Origin of the sequence: Novosphingobium sp. PhB57 (assembly GCF_004342985.1) — a bacterium.
Classification (GTDB): domain Bacteria; phylum Pseudomonadota; class Alphaproteobacteria; order Sphingomonadales; family Sphingomonadaceae; genus Novosphingobium.
In genome coordinates, this window is sequence record NZ_SMBO01000001.1 from 730,079 (window position 1) to 747,534 (window position 17,456).

The following is a 17,456-nucleotide window of genomic DNA, read 5'->3' on the forward strand; positions in this document are numbered from 1 at the left end:
AAAAAATGCCCGCGTTTATCGCGGGCATTTTTATTTTCGGCTGACGGAATTTCACATCCGAAAGATCAGGCGAACTTTTCCTTGAGGTCGTAGAGCGCCACGGCGGCCTTGGCCGCTTCGCCGCCCTTGTCCTTCTGGCCCGGTTCGGCGCGGACGAGTGCCTGTTCCTCGTTCTCGACGGTCAGGATGCCGTTGCCGATCGGAATGCCGTCCATCGTCAGCGCCATGATCCCGCGTGCGGATTCGCCGGCGACGATTTCGAAGTGATACGTCTCGCCGCGAATGACGACGCCGATCGCGACATAGCCGTCATAGTCGCCGGTGGCATCTGCCAGTGAGATGGCGGCCGGGATTTCCAGCGCACCGGGCACGGTGATGACTTCGGCCTGGTGGCCGGCGGCCTTCAGGGCGGCCTTGGCGCCGGCGATCAGCTTGTCGTTCAGGTGGTCGTAGAAGCGGGCTTCGACGATGAGAAAGCGGGCCATGTCAGTTCGCTCCTTCGGAGGCGGGGATGGGGCGTTCGCCGGCGATGTTCAGGCCGTAGCCTTCCAATGCGACGAGCGAGTGATGGGTATTGGTCAGCAGGATCATGTCGTGGATGCCGAGTTCGGCCAGGATCTGGGCGCCTACTCCATAATCGCGCAGTTCCTCAAGGTCCGGGTTTTCGCCGGCGCGGAACTGATGCTTGATATCCATGACGCGCGAGATCGCCCCGGTCATCTGGCGATTGATGACGACGATCACCCCGGAGCCTTCTTCGGCGATCATTTCCATCGAGCGGTGCAGCAGGGCGCCGCGATCGCTGGAATCCTCGCCCAGCACGTCCACGAACATCGACAGCGTGTGCATCCGCACGAGCGTAGGCTTGGCGGGGTCGATACGCCCCTTGATCAGCGCCATGGTCTCTTCGCCGGTGGCCTTGTTGAAGTAGCTGCGAGCCAGCCACTGGCCGCCGTAGCGGCTTTGGAAGGTGATCTCGTTCTTCTTCTCGACCATGCGGTCGTGCTTGCGACGATAGGCGATGAGATCGCGGATCGTGCCGATCTTCAGGTCATGAATGCGCGCGAAACCGATGAGATCGTCCATGCGCGCCATGGTGCCGTCATCCTTCATGATCTCGCAGATCACGCCCGAAGGATTGAGGCCGGCAAGGCGGGAGATGTCGACTGCGGCCTCGGTGTGGCCGGTGCGGACGAGCACGCCGCCGTCGCGGGCACGCAGCGGGAAGACGTGGCCGGGGGTGACGATATCGGCCTTGGTCTTGGTGCCGTCGATCGCGACTGAAATGGTTCGCGCGCGGTCGCCTGCCGAAATGCCCGTGGTCACGCCTTCGCGCGCTTCGATGGAGATCGTGAATGCCGTCTCGTGACGCGTGCCGTTGTGCTGGCTCATCAGGTCTAGGCCGAGTTCCTCGACGCGCTGGCTGGTGAGCGTCAGGCAGATCAATCCGCGGCCGTGGGTCGCCATGAAGTTGATCGCCTGCGGTGTTGCCATCTGCGCCGGGATCACGAGGTCACCCTCGTTTTCGCGGTCCTCGTCGTCGACCAGGATGAACATGCGGCCATTGCGCGCTTCGTCGATGATTTCCTCGATCGGCACGAGGACCGGACGGTCGTCGTTGGAAAGGAGGAAGCGTTCGAGCTTCGTCAGAGTGTCGGCGGTGGGATTCCAGTCAGGCTCGGTGCAATCACGCAGGGTATTGGCGTGAAGCCCGGCGGCGCGGGCGAGGCCGGCCCTGCTCATGCCGCCCTCGTTCACGAGCCTGCGGACCTGTTCGATCACATTACCAGCCATTGGAAATCCATTCTCACATTTCAATGTGATTTCCATATGAACCGATCACATCGAAATTCAAGACCCTTTGAACACCGGCTTGCGCTTTTCCAGGAACGCTTCGACCGCTTCGATGTGATCGTCCGTCGCGTGGGCAGCGGACTGCATGGCGGCGGCCATTTCCAGCAGTGTCGCCAGATCGCTGCGACGGCCTTCCCACAGCAGGCGCTTGGTCATGCGCACCGCGTGAGGCGGATTGGCGGCGATACGCCGGGCGAGGGCGCGCGCTTCGTCCATGAGGAGATGGTCGGGCACCACTTTGGAGACCAGCCCGCAGGCGAGGGCCTCGGCAGCGTCGATCATGTCGCCAGTGAGCGCCATTTCCGCGGCCTTCGACCATCCGACCACGCGGGGAAGCAGCCAGGAACCACCATCCCCTGCGATCAGGCCGATTTTCACGAAACTTTCGGCAAAGCGCGCGCTCTCCCCGGCGATGCGAAGGTCGCACATACAGGTAAGATCGCAGCCCGCGCCGGCCGCTGCGCCGTTGACGGCAGCGATCACCGGCACTTCCAGCTTGGAAAAGGCGAGGGGCAGGCGCTGAATTCCGCGCTTGTAGTTGAGGCGGGTGCGGATCGGCATGCCGCCGTTGACGTTGCCGCCCGGCTTCATCTCATTGATGTTGCCGCCTGAGGAAAAGCCCTTCCCGGCGCCGGTCAGGATCGCCACCCGGGCGGCCGGATCGCTGTCCAGCCTTTCGAGCGCCGCGAGCAGACCTTCGATCACTTCGGGATCGGAAATGGGATTGCGCATGTCCGGCCGGTTCAGCGTGAGCGTGACGATGCCTTCGCCGTCGATGTCGTACAGTACCGCTTCTTCCATGCGCTCTATCCTTCTCCGTCTGCGCATGCCTTAGCAGGTTGACGCATAGGGAAAAGGGGCCGGACGCCGCGACGTCCCGCCCTTTTTCGGTAATGCCCAAACAGATCCGCGTCAGGCGGGCTGCTTGCTCATCATCCTGGAGATGTCCACCTGACCGGTGACCAGGCCGCCCATGAACCCGCCGTCCACGGGCATGACGATGCCGTTGACGACTCCCGCAAGCTTCGAATTGACCAGCACGAGGGGACCGGCCTGTTCTTCGGGCGTGGTGTAGCGGCCCAGCGGCTCTGCGGCCGCGTCCACCACATCCTTGCCCGAGGTGGCATGGAAGGTCGCCATCATCGGCGTCTGCGTGGGCGAGGGAAGCGAGCAGTTGATGCGGATGCCCTTCTTGATGAGTTGGGCGCCCATGAACTGGGTCCAGACGATCACCGCTTCCTTCGAGAAGGCGTAACCTTCGGCCACCTGGTCGAGATTGGCGTCGCACCAGGCGAGACCCGCATCGAAGCCCTGTGTTGCCAGAAGCTGCATATGCACCGGGATACGGCGGCTCCAGCCGAGGCCGCCGGTCGACGCGATGGAGACGATGGCCCCGCCTTCGCCCATCAGCGGCACGACTTTATCGGTAAGATGGCGGGTGCCGAGGAAATTGACCTTCATCACGTCGAGCGCGGGAAAACCGCCGCCGCCCGGAAGGCCCGCGCAGTTGAACAAGGCGTCGACTTTGCCGCCTACGCCATTCACCGCCGCTTCGATCGTCGCGGGATCGCGTAAGTCGATCTGCGTGAACGAGGCCATGGGAACGGCGCTTTCCTTGAAGTCGAACCCGTGCACTTCGGCGCCGAGATCCACCAGCATCCGTGCCGTCGCTTCGCCCATGCCCGAGAAGCAGCCGCTGACGATCACGCGCTTGCCCTGGTATCCGAGAACGTCTTGCCCTTGAACCTTGGTCATCTCGCTGTCCTTCCTCTCCTGCGGGCCACTGCTGCGGACGGAGTCCGGGTGACGAAGCCTTGCGCTTCTTGCCGCGCGATATCGGGCTGTAGCTAGTCCGAGAAAGGTGCCGTCATCAACTGCCTGAAGGGCTGATCGCCGGCACGATGACGCACCGGCGATGGGGCATGACGGGCGGCCGGAAGGGAAGGTGCCTCGACTAGTCGACCTGGCCGCGAACCTGCTCGGCCTTGCGGCGCTTGTGACGATCGAGTTCGGAGGCAGAAGGGACGCGGTTGTCGATTACGTCTGCCAGAACAGCCCCGCGCTCGCCGGCGGGCAGGGAGGGGCCGGTGGTGGTATCGCAGTAGGTCTGCCGCTCGATCTCGGCATTCACGAGTGCGCCAAGCAAGACGCCGTAAGCGGACAGATAGAGCCACATGAGGAAGACGACGATGGCCGACAGCGAACCGTACGTCGCGTTGTAATCGCTGATATAAGCCACATAGAGCGAGAACCCGAACGAGACGGCGATCCATAGCAGAGTTGCCAGCAGCGAGCCGGGCGCCAGCCAGCGCCACTTCGCCGGGCTGCGATCCGGACCGTAGCGCATGATCAGCGCAAAGCCGCCGCTGCCCAGCGCCACGGCAGCGATCCACGTCAGCCACTTGAACAGGATGGCCGTGGCGTCGCCCAGGAAAACGCTGGTCTGGGTCTGCAACCAGGCAAACACACCGCCCGACAGCACGCCGGTCAAGGCGATGAGCACGGCGGAAACCGTGAGGCCCACGGCCCGCAGCGTCAGCGAGACGGTGCCACGGGTCTCGCGCTCCTCATTGATGATGTTGAGCGCGCTGATCATCCCGTTGGCCGCACGCATGCCGCCGAATATCGCGAAGAAGAGCGCGATCAGCAAGGCAAACCCGGTCACCCCGCGACTGGTGGTGACGATCTGCACGAGCTGCTGCTCCAGCATGCGCGCCACTTCCGGCGGGACCACCTCAACGATGCTCTGCATCTGGGCATGCACCGTCTCCACGTTGCCGAACAGGCCGTAGATCATCACCGTCGCACCGATCAGCGGCGTCAGTGCCAGGAAGCAGTAGAATGCCAGCCCGGCGGAAAGCAGGCCAAGCTCATGGAAGCCGCTCATCACGTAGACGCGCTTGAGGATCTTCCACCAGGCCCTGCCCGGAATCTGCCAGGGGGCGTTTGCGTCGGTTCCGAGCGGTTTCGGCGCGGACTGTGTCGACATCTCGTCCTTGACGGTTGACGTCGATGTTCCTTCGTCAGATTTCATTGCTTACCCACTTGCGGCAGGGAACTTTCGCTGTTGCAATGCGATAGGGTATTCCACGAGGGGGCCTGTTGCCCATTCTCGACAGGGGGTGTTACATCGCGCTGCTCATGCCTTGGCTAATCGATCAAAAGCCGGCTTGTTCCCTTTCGCTGCGCGACGGTGCGGGACTTGCCACGATTTCCGTTCTTCTGGCGCTGTCGGTCGCTCCGGCACGCGCGCAGGACGAGGGGGGGCGCCCATCCGTCCAGACCACGTCGCGTACGGAGGCCCAGTCCTCTGCCGAGAAAGGGGCCTCTGCTGAGACGGCCTCGGTGCCGGACGACGATCAGGTGCAGGCCGGCAAGCTCGTCATCCCGCCTCCGCCGGCCAATGTCGCCTTGCCCGAGGTGAAGCCGGTCATCCCCGACGACGAATTCAACCAGGCGATCCCGAAGCTCGATTCGCAGGACGATCCCGAACTCGACAAGCCGCTTGAATCGATCGAAGCCTTCGAGCGTCGCATGGCCTCCGACCAGACCGATGCCAAGCCGCAGGAAGGCCAGGCCGCGCCTTTGGGTGACCCCGCGCTTTCGGATGGCGATGCCAACGAGGAAATCGGCGATGCTCCGGTCCGCGATGCGGAACTGAACGCACCGCTGCCGCCGATCGACCAGTTCGAAGTGACGCCGGTCCAGTTCGCCGAGAAGAAGGACGACAACAAGGAAGTCGAGGTTGCCTACCAGACCCGGATCGACGGTCTGGACGATGCGGACGGCGATACCGAGACCGACATGCGCAGCGAATTCCGCTCGCATTCGGCGCTCAAGAAGGGCGATGGCAAGGCTGCGAACCTGGCCATGGTCAATGCGCGCCTGACCGAAGACGCCACGCTGATGCAGACGGTGCTCTCCTCCGAGGGCTGGTACTCCCCGATCGTCACCACCCGTGTCGAACGGACGCCGGACGGCACCGACGGTCCGCCGCTGGTCGCCGTGCTCAAAGTGGTGCCCGGCAAGCGCTATTCCTTCTCGGACATCGTCGTGAAGGCTGATCCCACCGTGCCCAGCGACCTCATCGCCAAGAACTTGTCGCTCAAGGTGGGCGAACCGATCGTCGCCGAGCGGGTGCAGGGCGCCGAGGCGCAAGTCGCACTGGCCTTGCCTGAGAACGGCTATGCCTTCGCCAAAGTGGGCGACCGGGACATCCTGCTCGACCAGGATACCGCCGAGGGCGTCTATACCCTGCCGGTGGATGTCGGGCCGCGGGGCCGCTTCGGCGGCTTCACGACGGCCGGAAAGCAGGCTTTCGATGCCGAGCACATTGGCGTGCTCGCCCGCTTCAAGCGCGGCGAACTTTACGACAGCCGCAAGGTGGACGACTTGCGCAAGGCCCTGGTGGCGACGAGCCTGTTCTCGACCGTCTCGGTGGAGCCGCGCAAGACCGGCGACGCCGCGCCTGACGATACCGAATATGTCACGCTCCACGTCCAGCAGACGGCCGGGCCGCCGCGCACGATTGCAGGCTCGGTAGGCTATGCCACGGGCGAGGGCGTCACTGCCCAGGCGACCTGGACTCACCGCAACATGTTCCCCCCGGAAGGCGCGCTGATCGGCAAGGTCATCGCCGGTACGCGGCAGCAGGGCGCCGGCGTCACCTTCCGTCGCTCCAACGCGGGCAAGCGCGACCGGACGTTCGAACTCGTGGCTGAGGCGTTTCATAACGATTACGACGCCTACAGCGCCTACACCGGCCGCATTGCCGCCCGTGTCGCGCGGGATTCGACGCCGATCTGGCAAAAGAAGTATACTTATGCCTTCGGTGTCGAGTTCCTGGCCACGGCGGAAACCGACTACAACCCCGCCACGGGCGACCGCGACCGCAAGCTGTATTATGTGGCGGGCGTCAATGGCCAGATCGGCCTCGATCAGACCGACAGCCTGCTCGATCCGACCAAGGGCTATCGCCTGACCACGCTGATCCAGCCCGAAGCCACCGTTCGCAACGGCTTCGATCCTTACGTTCGCGCGCGTGTCGATGCTTCGGCCTATTATCCGGTGATGGACAGCCTCGTGCTGGCCGGGCGCGTACGCTTCGGCACCATCCAAGGGGCCGGCCTGTTCGACATCGCGCCGTCCCGCCGTCTTTATGCGGGCGGCGGTGGTTCGGTGCGCGGCTATGCCTATCAGGCGCTGGGCGAACAGGCGCCGGACGGCACGGCCGTGGGCGGCCGCAGCCTTAACGAAGGCTCGGTCGAGGCGCGCTATCGCTTCGGCAATTACGGCGTCGTCGCATTCGTGGACGCCGGTCAGGCCTATCGCGAGACGATGCCGCAATTCAACAACTTGCGCTACGGCGTGGGCATCGGCGGCCGCTTCTACACCAATTTCGGTCCGGTGCGTCTCGACGTCGCCACGCCGATCAACCGCCAGCCCGGTGAGTCTCGCTTCAATCTCTATGTTTCGATCGGACAGGCATTCTGATGTCGGACAATGACACCATGATCCCGGCCGACGAACCGGAAAACACGGCAGAGACCGGCACGGCAGAGGCTTCTCCCAGGCCTTCGCTATGGCGGCGGGTGCGAATTCGCGCCCTGAAGACGGTCGTCGGCCTCGTCCTCGGCACGGTCGTGCTGGTCGCGGCCGTCATCTTCGGTATCGACACCGGCCCGGGCCACCGCTTCGTGGCCGAGCAGATCGCCGGACTGCAGTTCGAGAACGGCATGCGGATCAAGGTCGGCCGCATCGAGGGTTCGCTATACCGGCGAATGACTTTGCACGACCTTTCGGTGAGCGACCCGCAAGGCGAGTTCCTGTTCTCGCCGGAAATCGACGTCGATTGGCGGCCCTTCGCCTATCTCAGCAATCACGTCGACGTGCGCAGCGCCACCGCGCAGCGCATGGTTCTGCGCCGGGCGCCGAAATTCAAACCCACCCCGCCAAGCAACGCGCCGCTCTTGCCTGATATCGACATCGACATCGGGCAGCTGCGCATCGACCGGTTCATTGCCGAACCGCCCGTTTCCGGCAATCGCCGCATCGTCACCATCGACGGCAAGGCCCACATTTCCGACGGCCGCGCGCAAGTCACGGCGAAGGGCGGCACGATCGCCATCGAGGGCAAGCAGGGCGGAGACCGCTTCAACCTGATTCTCGACGCGGTACCGGCGAAAAACCGGTTGGCCATCGATGTCGATCTGGATGCGCCGACCGGCGGTGTCATCGCCGCGCTGGGCGGCCTCAAGCAGCCGCTTCGCCTGAAGCTGGGCGGCAAGGGCGACTGGAAAGCCTGGAACGGCAAGCTGGACGCCGATCTCGGCGGCGGCGACTTGGCCAATCTCGACCTCACCGCGCGCGACGGCACCTTCACGATCAAGGGCCCGACCCGCGTGGCCCGGCTCGTAACCGGACCGACCGCCAGCCTGCTGGGACCGATCACCAATCTCGACATAACCGCCGCGCTCGACCAGCGGCGGGCGAAAGTGACGGGGCGCGTCTGGAGCGATGCGTTCACGCTGGCGCCGAACGGCATCGTCGATCTGTCGTCCAACAGTTTCGAAGACCTCAAGCTCGATTTCGCCCTGTTGAAGCCGGCGGCCATCGCGCCCAACCTCAGCGGTGCGGGCCTGACCGCTTCGCTGGCACTGGACGGTGCCTTCACGACGCCCAAGGTCGCCTATCGCATCAATGCCGCGCGCGTGGTGATGAACGACATGGGCCTCGAACGCCTTACCGCCAGCGGTGCGGCACGGGTCGATTCGGACAAGATCCTCATTCCCGTCTCCGCGCGCGTGCAGCGGATCACCGGCCTCGACACCGTGGCGGGCGGGCAGCTTGCCAATGTCAGGCTGGACGGAGACCTCGCCATCGACGGCGCCCGTGTCCTTTCCGACAATATGCGGCTGCGCTCGGATCGCATCGATGCGGGGCTGATCCTCGTCGCGGATGTCAGCAAGGGCTTCTATACCGGCGCGATCGACGGAAAGATCGACAATTACCGGCTCGATAGCGTCGGCATTTTCAACATTCGCACCAATATGGACCTCAAGAGCGAGGGCAGCGGCTTTGCGCTCGATGGCACCGTGCGTGCCCGGTCCACCAAATTGCTGAACGACAGTCTGCAGACGTATCTGGGCGGCAATTTCGCGGCCTCGTCGCGGGTCCACTATGGACCGGACGGCGTCGTGCGCTTCTCCTCGCTGCAGTTGAATGCCCCTGAGTTGAAGGTCAGCGGCGGGCAGGGGAGCTGGTCGCCCAATGGCCGTATTTCCCTCGCAGCGCGCGGCAGTTCCAGTCGCTACGGCGCCATCGGCGTGCGCGTGACCGGCACCATCGCCAACCCCGACGCTCATGTCACGGCCGAGCGGCCGGGCCTCGGCATCGGTCTGGCGAACCTCGATGCCCGCATCACCGGCATTCGCGGCGGCTACCGCTTCGACATGACCGGCGATACTGACTACGGCCCGCTCAAGGCGGACGTATCGCTCGGCATGGGCTCGCAGCTGTCAGTCGACATCAACAGCGCAGATCTTTCAGGTGTCGCCTTCGCCGGCCGGATGGTCCAGACCAAGGCCGGGCCTTTCGCAGGCCAGTTGACCGCGACCGGCAACGGCATCGGCGGCGCCTTGCAGCTCGATGCCGAGGGCAAGTACCAGGCCGTCGATTTCAACTTGCGCGCCAAGGACGCGGTCTTCCCCGGACCGGCAAACCTCACGATCGGTTCGGCCATCGTCGACGGCCGCGCGGTGCTCTACGACAAGCCCAGCGTCGTCGCGGACGCACAATTGGCAGGTACTTCGTTCGGTGCCGTGGACATCGCCGCCGCGCGCGTCCTGGTCGATTACCGCGATGGACGCGGCAAGGCCAAGGGCTTGGTCGAAGGCGTGAGCGGCGTGCCGTTCCGTGTCGCCCTCAATGCCGATCTCACGCCGGAACTCTGGCGTGTGGCCTTGCAGGGGCGTGTGCGCGGGCTCCAGCTCAACACGCAGTCCCCGGCGCGGATCGTTCCCAAGGACGGCGGCTACGAGCTTCTGCCCACCACCATTGCCTTCGGATCGGGTACGGCCAAGATCGCCGGCACTTACGGCGCCGGCATGAAGATCCAGAGCCGGCTCGAAAATGTCGACGTCGCACTCGTGAACGCTTTCGTTCCCGGCTACGGCTTGGGCGGCAAGGCCAGCGGCAGCTTCGATTTCGAGCAGGCCAGTTCCACGGCCTTCCCGCGCGCCGATGCCCGCATGAGCCTGGTGAACTTCACCCGCACCAGTTCCAGCACGGTGAGCCAGCCGGTCGACATCAATTTCGTCGGCAAGCTGCTGCCCGATGGCGGCGAGGCCCGCGCGGTGTTCCGGAAGCAGGGCAGCGTGATCGGCCGCCTGGTCGCCAGCTTGCGCCCGCTGCCTCCGGGCGAGGGCGCCTGGACCACGCGTCTGCTGCAGGCGCCACTGGGCGGCGGCATCCGCTACAACGGACCGGCCGACACGCTGTTTTCCTTCGCGGGGCAGCCGGGGCAGACCCTCACCGGATCGGTCGGGCTGGCGGCGGACTTCTCGTGCCGCGTCTCGGACCCGTGCATCACCGGTCTCGTCAAGGGCAAGGACCTGACCTATGAATATCAGGCCTTCGGCACCCGCCTCACCAACATGACGCTGGACGGTAAATTCAGCGGCAACTCGTTCGAACTGACCTCGCTGAACGCCAATGCCGGCAGCGGCACGGTGAGCGCCAACGGACGCCTCAGCCTCGCTTCGGACGCGGGCTATCCGATGGATCTCAACGTGAAGCTGAACGGCGCGCGGCTAGCCCGCAGCGATTCGCTTTCGGCCAGCGCCACCGGCACTCTCAACCTGACCAAGCGCGCAGGCGAAACGGCACTGCTGACAGGCGACTTGCGCCTGCCGGAAACGCGCTACGAGATCGTCCGCCAGGGCGCGGTCGACGTGCCGCATCTCACCGGCGTGCGCTTCAAGCCTCGCTCCGGACCGACCCGCGTCTCGGGCGACGAGCAGGCGGCGCAGATCAGCAGCGCCTTCTCCTCCGTCAGGCTGGACTTGCGTCTGCGGGCTCCGGAAAAGCTCTATGTCTCGGGAATGGGCCTGGAATCCGAATGGAGCGCCGATTTCCGCCTGAGTGGCACGAGTTCCGCGCCCAGCATGGCCGGTGAGGTCAAACTGGTGCGAGGTACCCTGGGCTTTGCCGGCAAGTCCTTCGAACTGTCCGACGGCCTGATCTCGTTCAACGGCGGCCAGACGATCGATCCCACCGTGGCCATCACGGCCACTGAATCGATCGAGGATGTCGAAGTTACGGTCACCGTCAGCGGCCGGGCCTACAATCCGCAGATCGAGTTCAGCTCGGTTCCGGCGCTGCCGCAGGACGAAGTGCTCTCGCGCATCCTCTTCGGCAGTTCCATCGAGAACCTGTCGGCGATCCAGGCGGTGCAACTGGCATCGTCGCTCAACTCGCTGCGGGCCACCGGCGGCGGCATCAACCCGCTCGGCAAGCTGCGTTCGGCCGCAGGCATCGACCGCCTGCGCATCCTGAGCCCCGATGAGGCCAGTGGGCGCGGTACTGCGCTTGCGGCAGGCCAGTATCTGACGGACGATATCTACGTCGAGCTGATTACCGACGCGCGCGGCTTCACCGCCACCCAGCTCGAGGTCAGCGTGACGAAGTGGCTGTCGGTACTGAGCCAGGCCGGCGGTTCGGGCGTGAACAGCCTCAACATCCGCATCAAGAAGGATTACTGATGCGGCGAGGTGTGATGGCGTTGGCAGGTCTGGCGATGCTCGCCGCCTGCCACAAGGAACCGAGCTTCGAGGAACGCTACGACGCTGCCAGCGAGAAAGTCAGCCAGCGTGCCAAGGAGATCGATGCCCAGATCTCCGCCTCGGCAACGTCGCAGGCCGGCGGTCTTCAGGCAGGCACGCAAGCGTCAGGCAATCCAGAAGCCCGCTAGAAACCACTCGGGAGGCAACCTGCGGTTTACCTGTGGCTGCTAGGGGTCCTCCCTTGGCTGCCAACAGGAGTGACAATGCAGGTAAGGGACGATTGCGGAAGGCTCAATCCGCGCCATCACGTCCTGCTTGAGGCACGTTGCCGCAAGTCCAGCTGGCACGTCTTCGGCGTGGAGTTGGCCGACATCTCAGAAGGCGGCTGCTGCATCGTGGGGAATGACGGCGATTTCGTCGTCACCCAGCGCGTCGCACTGCGCATGGCCAATCTCAAGGCGATCGAGGCGGAAGTGCGCTGGGTGCGCGATGGCCGGGTGGGCCTGGAGTTCCTGGCACCGGTTCGCCGGCAATCCATCGAGGATCTCGCGCGGCTTTACGGCATCCCGGTAACGCGCCGGGCGGCATCGACAACCCAGGCGTGACGACAACACGCCGGTGTGTGACGCTGCTGTAGGGAATATCCGCTACAACCGGGCTATCGCTTTGAAAGGTGGGAGAAGGCGGTGGTGGACGCACTTGGGCTCGAACCAAGGACCCGCTGATTAAGAGTCAGCTGCTCTACCAACTGAGCTATGCGTCCACACGCGTTGCCGCGTAAGGTACGGAAATGGTGGACGCACTTGGGCTCGAACCAAGGACCCGCTGATTAAGAGTCAGCTGCTCTACCAACTGAGCTATGCGTCCACGCGTTTCCGCGTAAGGACAGGAATGGTGGACGCACTTGGGCTCGAACCAAGGACCCGCTGATTAAGAGTCAGCTGCTCTACCAACTGAGCTATGCGTCCACACTGCCCTGACCTGGGCTGCCTTTGCGGGAAGTCTTGGTGGACCTCCCCGGCGGCGGAGAGGCTCCTATAGCGTCTGTTTTGAGGATGGGAAGCGGAAAATTCGACTTATTTTACGAGATTGATCCGGGACGCCGATTCCACCGGTTCACAGCCATCAGCGTGCCGAGGCAGATCATGTTGGTGAGCATCGAGGTGCCGCCATGGCTCATGAAGGGCAGGGGAATCCCCACCACCGGGGCCAGGCCCATGACCATCATCAGGTTGATGGCGACGTAGAAGAAGATCGTCGCCGCCATGCCGGCCGCTAGCAGGCTGGAGAACCGATCGGGCGCGCGCCTGGCGACGCGCAGACCCCACGACAGCACGACTGCAAAGACGAAGAGCACGAAGAGACCGCCGAGCATGCCCCATTCCTCGGCCATCGTCGCGAAGACGAAGTCGGTATGCGATTCGGGCAGGTATTGCAGGTGGCTTTGCGATCCGTTGCCGAATCCCTTGCCGAAGAACCCGCCGGATCCGATCGCGATCTTGGACTGAGTGATGTGATAGCCCGTTCCTAGCGGATCGCTTTCGGGGTCGAGGAACACCAGTACGCGGTTTCGCTGATAGTCGTGCAGCAGGGTGAAGAAGGCGATCGGCGCGGCGATGGCGCCGGTCATGCCCGCGCCGATGAACCAGGACAGTGGCAGGCCGGCCAGGAACATCGTCACCGCGCCGCCGAAGCAGATCGCCAGGGCCGTGCCGAGATCGGGTTGGATCATCACGAAGAGCGCGGGAATGCCGATCAGGACGCCTGCCGGTACGAGACCGCGCCAACTGGCGGTCATGGCATGGGGCAAGGTCTCGTAGAAACGCGCCAGGACGAGGACGATGGCCGGTTTCATCAGTTCGGACGGCTGAAGCGTCATGAACCCCAGGTTGAGCCAGCGCTGGCTACCGCCACCAACGGCGCCGATGGCCTCGACAAGCACGAGCAGCACGACGATTGCGCCGTAGACCGGATAGGCCGCCATGCGGAAGAAATCGCGGCTGAACCGGGAGATGACGATCGCCATGCCCAGGAAGATCACGAATCGCATGACATGGCTGAGCGCGTAAGGTTGCAGGCTGCCGCCCGCCGCCGAATAGAGAACTGCCGCCCCCAGCGACACCAGCCCGGCCAGGGGGATCAGCATGTGCCACGGTTGCCGGGCGATGGCGTCGGGAACGATCGATCGCGTGATCATTGCGGATTCCCTCCGGAATTACCCGGGGCAGGGGTTGGCGAAGGCGTGGCTGCAGGCGCCGGGGCCGCGGGCTGATCGGCCGCATCGGGCTCAGGCGCGGGAGAAGCGGCATCGCGCACGATCGGCTGTGCCGGATCCTGCGGAGCGTCGTCGCCCTGGAGCTTGCGGTTTTCCTCCTCGGCCGAAACGGCGGGAGCACCTACGCCATATTGCGCGGAGTAAGTGCGGTAGCGCGCCTCGAGCCGCTCCTTGGGCGTGCCGCCCCACTTCTTCTCCAGTTCGGTCAGGACATCCATGCCCTTCTGCTTGTCGAAGACGTACGTCAGCACGTCGCGGGCGATGGGATAGGCCGATCCGGAACCGCCGCCGTGCTCCACCACGACCGAACAGGCAAAGCGCGGATTGTCGAACGGCGCGAAGCAGATGAAGTGGCCGTGGTCGCGATGCTTCCAGAGGCCGCCTTTGCCGCTGCCGACGTTGAGGCCGACGACTTGCGCCGTACCGGTCTTGCCGGCGAGCTTGATATCCGGGAACGGCAGGCGTGCGTGAGGCGCGGAGCCCGGGCCATTGGCAACATCGGACATGGCCTGCCGCACATAAGCAAGGTGATCGTCGGGAATGCCGAGCGAGGGCGCGACTTCCTGCTCGTGCCCGTGAACCAGGCGCGGCATGATGATCCTGCCGCTGGCCAGACGGGAAGCCTGGATCACCTGTTGCAGCGGATTGACCAGGAAGTAGCCCTGACCGATCGTGGCATTGACCGTATCGAAGGTCTGCCATTCCTTGCCGTATTTCTTCAGCTTCCAGGCCGGGTTCGGCACCGTGCCGTAGGACTGGCCCGAGACCGGCAGCGGGAAGTCATGGCCAAGGCCGAGCCGGCCGGCCATCGCCGCGATCGGGTCCATGCCGATTCGCTGGGCGAAGTGATAGAAATAGACGTCGCAGCTCTGGTAGATGCCCTTGGCCATGTTGACCTGGCCGTGACCGCGGTGGTTCCAGCAGTGGAACACGCGGTTGCCCACGCGCAGACCGCCGCCGCAGAACACCGATTCGTTAGGGTCCAGCCCGGCTTCCATGAAGGACAGCGCGACCATCGGCTTGACGGTCGAGCCCGGCGGATAGAGCCCGCGCAGCACTTTGTTGCGCAGCGGCACATGGTCGTCGTCCGACAGCATCTTCCATTCGAGACGGCCGATACCATCGGAAAAGCTGTTGGGGTCGAAGCTGGGCATCGAGCACATCGCGAGGATGTCGCCGGTCTGGCAGTCCATCACTACGACGGCCGCCGATTCGGGGCCGATTCGCCGGGAGGCGTAGTCCTGAATGTCGGCGTCGATGGTGAGCTTCAGCGTCTTGCCGGGAACGTCCTCGCGCGTGTCGAGATCGCGCACGATCCGGCCCGAAGCGGTGACTTCGACACGGCGGGCGCCGGGTTTGCCGCGCAAGTCCTTCTCGTAGAACTTCTCGAGCGCGTCCTTGCCCACTTTGTAGCCCGGCGTGATCAGAACCGGGTCACGGTCCTTTTCATACTCTTCCGCCGAGGCGGGGCCGACATAGCCGATCAAGTGCCCAACCGAAGGACCCTGCGGGTAGAACCGCGAGAAACCGCGCTGGGTGACGACGCCCGGAAGGTCGGGCAAACGCACGCTGACAGCCGCGAACGTATCCCAGTCGAGACCGCTGGCGACTTCGACCGGCGCGAATCGCCGGGCGCGTTCCAGCTTGTCCTCCAGGTCCTGCATCGCGATCGGCGTCAGGTTGAGCAGTTTGCCCAGCGTCTGGATCGTGTGCGGCGCGTCCTGAACGCGTTCCGGAATGAGGTCGACACGGAAGTCCGCGCGGTTCGAAGCCAGCGGCGTGCCGTGGCGATCGAGTATCCAGCCGCGGCGAGGCGGTATCAGCGACAGGTTGACGCGGTTACTCTCGGCCTGAAGCTCGTATTTCGCGTTCTGGGCAATCGCCAGATAGCCGAGGCGAGCCGCCAGCAGCACGCCGACGCCGCCCTGGATCGATCCCAGAACGATGCTGCGCCGGTCGAAACTGTTTCGAAGCGTGCCCGCGCTGACGTGGCGTTGCGGAAAGAAGCGCTTGAAGCTGATCTTCATCGCAGGAGCACGATCGGCGCGAGCCGGATCCGATCGAACATGGCAACGACTCGACCGACGAGCGGATAGGAAAGCACAGAGATAACGACCTGCGGCACGATGACACGAATGGGAGACGACGCGCCCGCGATGTTCGCGAAGGCGAGGCAGAGGAATATATAGGCGACGATCAGGCCCATGGCCATGAGCCATTCGGTCACGAAATTGCGCCAGGGAAGGCGCAGTTCCACGATCTCGAGAACGATCGCGGTGACCGACCAGAGCAGAACCGCGCAGCCGAAGGGCTGGCCGGAGAACAGATCGTCGAACAGGCCGAGCGGCAGGCCGGCCCAGATCGGCAGAAGGCCGGGGCGCAATTGCCGCCAGCCGAGGTAGATCAGGAAGCCGAGCGGCGGCATGACCGGCGCCGAGGCGATCAGGAACCAGCCCGGCACCACCGAACCCAGCATGATCGTCAGCCAGGGGAATCCCCTGGCGAGAATCCGCGAAGGCGCATGGTTGATGCGCTGCCGGGAGGTGGAGCGGGAGGCGCTGCGCTGGAACATCAGCGTTTCTTGACCGTACCGTCGTTTGCCGGGGGAGGGGGCGCGGGGGGCGCCCAGCTCTTTTCGACCATCACGTAATCGGTGTCCGAGGGATTGCTCAAGACGCGGGCGATGGCGCCGTCGCGGATCAGGTCGGTCACGATCGCCATGGGCGTGCCGGGGCGGTAAAGGCCGCCCGAGCCCGAGGTTACCAGCACATCGCCCTTCTTGAGCGGGTTGATGCCCAGGTTGATGAGGCGGATGCGCAAGGTGCCGTCGCCGTTGCCTTGCGCGAAGGCCGGTACGCCGTCGGCTGCGCGGCGGACCGGCACGACGCTTTCACTGTCGGTAACCAACAGGACTCGCGCGCTCGACGAGCCGACTTCCAGCACGCGGCCGACGAGGCCCATCTGCGAGCGCACCGGCATGCCGGAGGTCACATTGCGGTCGCGCCCCGCGCCGAGCGTGGCGTAGCGGCGCGAACTGGCGCTGGTGGAGGCCGTGAGCCGGGCATAAGTGACCGCGCCGCCGTCCTGCTCGGACAGCCCCATCAGGTCCTTCAGCCGCTTGTTCTCCGCCATCGCCGCCTTTGCTTCCACAAGGCGCACTTTGGCTTCACCGAGTTCACGCTCGACGCGCGCGTGTTCGCTTCCGGAATGGAAGAATCCGGAGAGGTTGGCCCAGGCATCGCGTCCGAGATCGCGTCCACCGGCGGAGACTTGCGCGGCCGGTTCGGTCGCGTCGTCCGCCAATCCGCGGAGGGTGGAGAAGAATTCCGGATTGACGAGCGAGATCACGACGAGCGCCAGTCCGACCACGGCGCCAAGCACGCCTGCGGTGTAACTGAGGAACGTGGTGTATTGCGCCCGACGCGAATAGCTGGAGCGCCTGTTTACGGGCGGCGCCATGCGCCATGCACTCCTTCGTAGGGGCGGCGCCGTCCTTGGACTGCCGCGCGGCCGTCAATAATGCCGACGACGAGGCCGCCGGGAAT

At 64.6% G+C, this 17,456-nt stretch carries 13 protein-coding genes and 3 tRNA genes; 4 read left to right on the forward strand and 12 right to left on the reverse strand.

The window, feature by feature from the left end; genetic code table 11:
- Positions 1 to 65: 65 nt before the first annotated feature.
- The 5 genes from ribH to EDF58_RS03300 form a co-directional block, all read right to left on the reverse strand.
- On the reverse strand, positions 66 to 485 hold the full coding sequence (ribH, locus tag EDF58_RS03280) for a 6,7-dimethyl-8-ribityllumazine synthase (RefSeq protein ID WP_132262629.1): 420 nt from the start codon (positions 483 to 485) through the stop codon (positions 66 to 68).
- 1 nt (position 486) lies between these two features.
- Positions 487 to 1,794: a 3,4-dihydroxy-2-butanone-4-phosphate synthase gene (ribB, locus tag EDF58_RS03285; protein WP_132262630.1), complete on the reverse strand. Its 1,308-nt coding sequence runs from the start codon at positions 1,792 to 1,794 to the stop codon at positions 487 to 489.
- Between the two features lie 57 nt (positions 1,795 to 1,851).
- Positions 1,852 to 2,655, reverse strand: a complete 804-nt coding sequence (locus tag EDF58_RS03290; protein ID WP_132262632.1) for a crotonase/enoyl-CoA hydratase family protein — start codon at positions 2,653 to 2,655, stop codon at positions 1,852 to 1,854.
- A gap of 111 nt (positions 2,656 to 2,766) precedes the next feature.
- Entirely contained in the window at positions 2,767 to 3,609 is an 843-nt protein-coding gene (locus EDF58_RS03295) for a coniferyl-alcohol dehydrogenase (RefSeq protein WP_132262634.1), read from the reverse strand.
- A 199-nt stretch (positions 3,610 to 3,808) separates the two neighbouring features.
- Entirely contained in the window at positions 3,809 to 4,843 is a 1,035-nt protein-coding gene (locus tag EDF58_RS03300) for a YihY/virulence factor BrkB family protein (protein WP_132264081.1), read from the reverse strand.
- 152 nt (positions 4,844 to 4,995) lie between these two features.
- On the opposite strand from EDF58_RS03300, the gene EDF58_RS03305 reads away from it, so the two are divergent.
- The 4 genes from EDF58_RS03305 (at position 4,996) to EDF58_RS03320 (ending at position 12,241) form a co-directional block, all read left to right on the forward strand.
- Complete coding sequence (locus EDF58_RS03305) at positions 4,996 to 7,347, forward strand: BamA/TamA family outer membrane protein (protein WP_132262636.1); 2,352 nt, start codon at positions 4,996 to 4,998, stop codon at positions 7,345 to 7,347.
- Positions 7,347 to 11,615 (forward strand): translocation/assembly module TamB domain-containing protein, encoded by a 4,269-nt coding sequence (locus tag EDF58_RS03310; protein ID WP_132262638.1) that lies wholly within the window; start codon positions 7,347 to 7,349, stop codon positions 11,613 to 11,615. The genes EDF58_RS03305 and EDF58_RS03310 overlap by 1 nt, the downstream gene beginning before the upstream one ends.
- Positions 11,615 to 11,824, forward strand: coding sequence for a hypothetical protein (locus tag EDF58_RS03315; RefSeq protein WP_132262640.1), 210 nt, complete (start codon positions 11,615 to 11,617; stop codon positions 11,822 to 11,824). The genes EDF58_RS03310 and EDF58_RS03315 overlap by 1 nt, the downstream gene beginning before the upstream one ends.
- A 75-nt stretch (positions 11,825 to 11,899) precedes the next feature.
- Complete coding sequence (locus EDF58_RS03320) at positions 11,900 to 12,241, forward strand: PilZ domain-containing protein (RefSeq protein WP_132262642.1); 342 nt, start codon at positions 11,900 to 11,902, stop codon at positions 12,239 to 12,241.
- An 82-nt stretch (positions 12,242 to 12,323) separates the two neighbouring features.
- Here EDF58_RS03320 and EDF58_RS03325 read toward each other — a convergent pair.
- From EDF58_RS03325 to mreC, 7 genes are all read right to left on the reverse strand, one after another.
- Positions 12,324 to 12,399: transfer RNA gene (locus EDF58_RS03325), tRNA-Lys, on the reverse strand.
- A 28-nt stretch (positions 12,400 to 12,427) separates the two neighbouring features.
- Positions 12,428 to 12,503, reverse strand: a tRNA-Lys gene (locus tag EDF58_RS03330).
- A gap of 25 nt (positions 12,504 to 12,528) precedes the next feature.
- Positions 12,529 to 12,604, reverse strand: a tRNA-Lys gene (locus tag EDF58_RS03335).
- 113 nt (positions 12,605 to 12,717) lie between these two features.
- On the reverse strand, positions 12,718 to 13,830 hold the full coding sequence (rodA, locus tag EDF58_RS03340) for a rod shape-determining protein RodA (protein ID WP_132264083.1): 1,113 nt from the start codon (positions 13,828 to 13,830) through the stop codon (positions 12,718 to 12,720).
- A complete protein-coding gene (mrdA, locus tag EDF58_RS03345) occupies positions 13,830 to 15,938 on the reverse strand; it encodes a penicillin-binding protein 2 (protein ID WP_132262644.1) in 2,109 nt (702 codons plus the stop codon). The genes rodA and mrdA overlap by 1 nt, the downstream gene beginning before the upstream one ends.
- Complete coding sequence (locus EDF58_RS03350; protein ID WP_132262646.1) at positions 15,935 to 16,483, reverse strand: rod shape-determining protein MreD; 549 nt, start codon at positions 16,481 to 16,483, stop codon at positions 15,935 to 15,937. The genes mrdA and EDF58_RS03350 overlap by 4 nt, the downstream gene beginning before the upstream one ends.
- Positions 16,483 to 17,370, reverse strand: a complete 888-nt coding sequence (gene mreC, locus EDF58_RS03355) for a rod shape-determining protein MreC (protein ID WP_132262648.1) — start codon at positions 17,368 to 17,370, stop codon at positions 16,483 to 16,485. The genes EDF58_RS03350 and mreC overlap by 1 nt, the downstream gene beginning before the upstream one ends.
- Positions 17,371 to 17,456 lie beyond the last annotated feature (86 nt).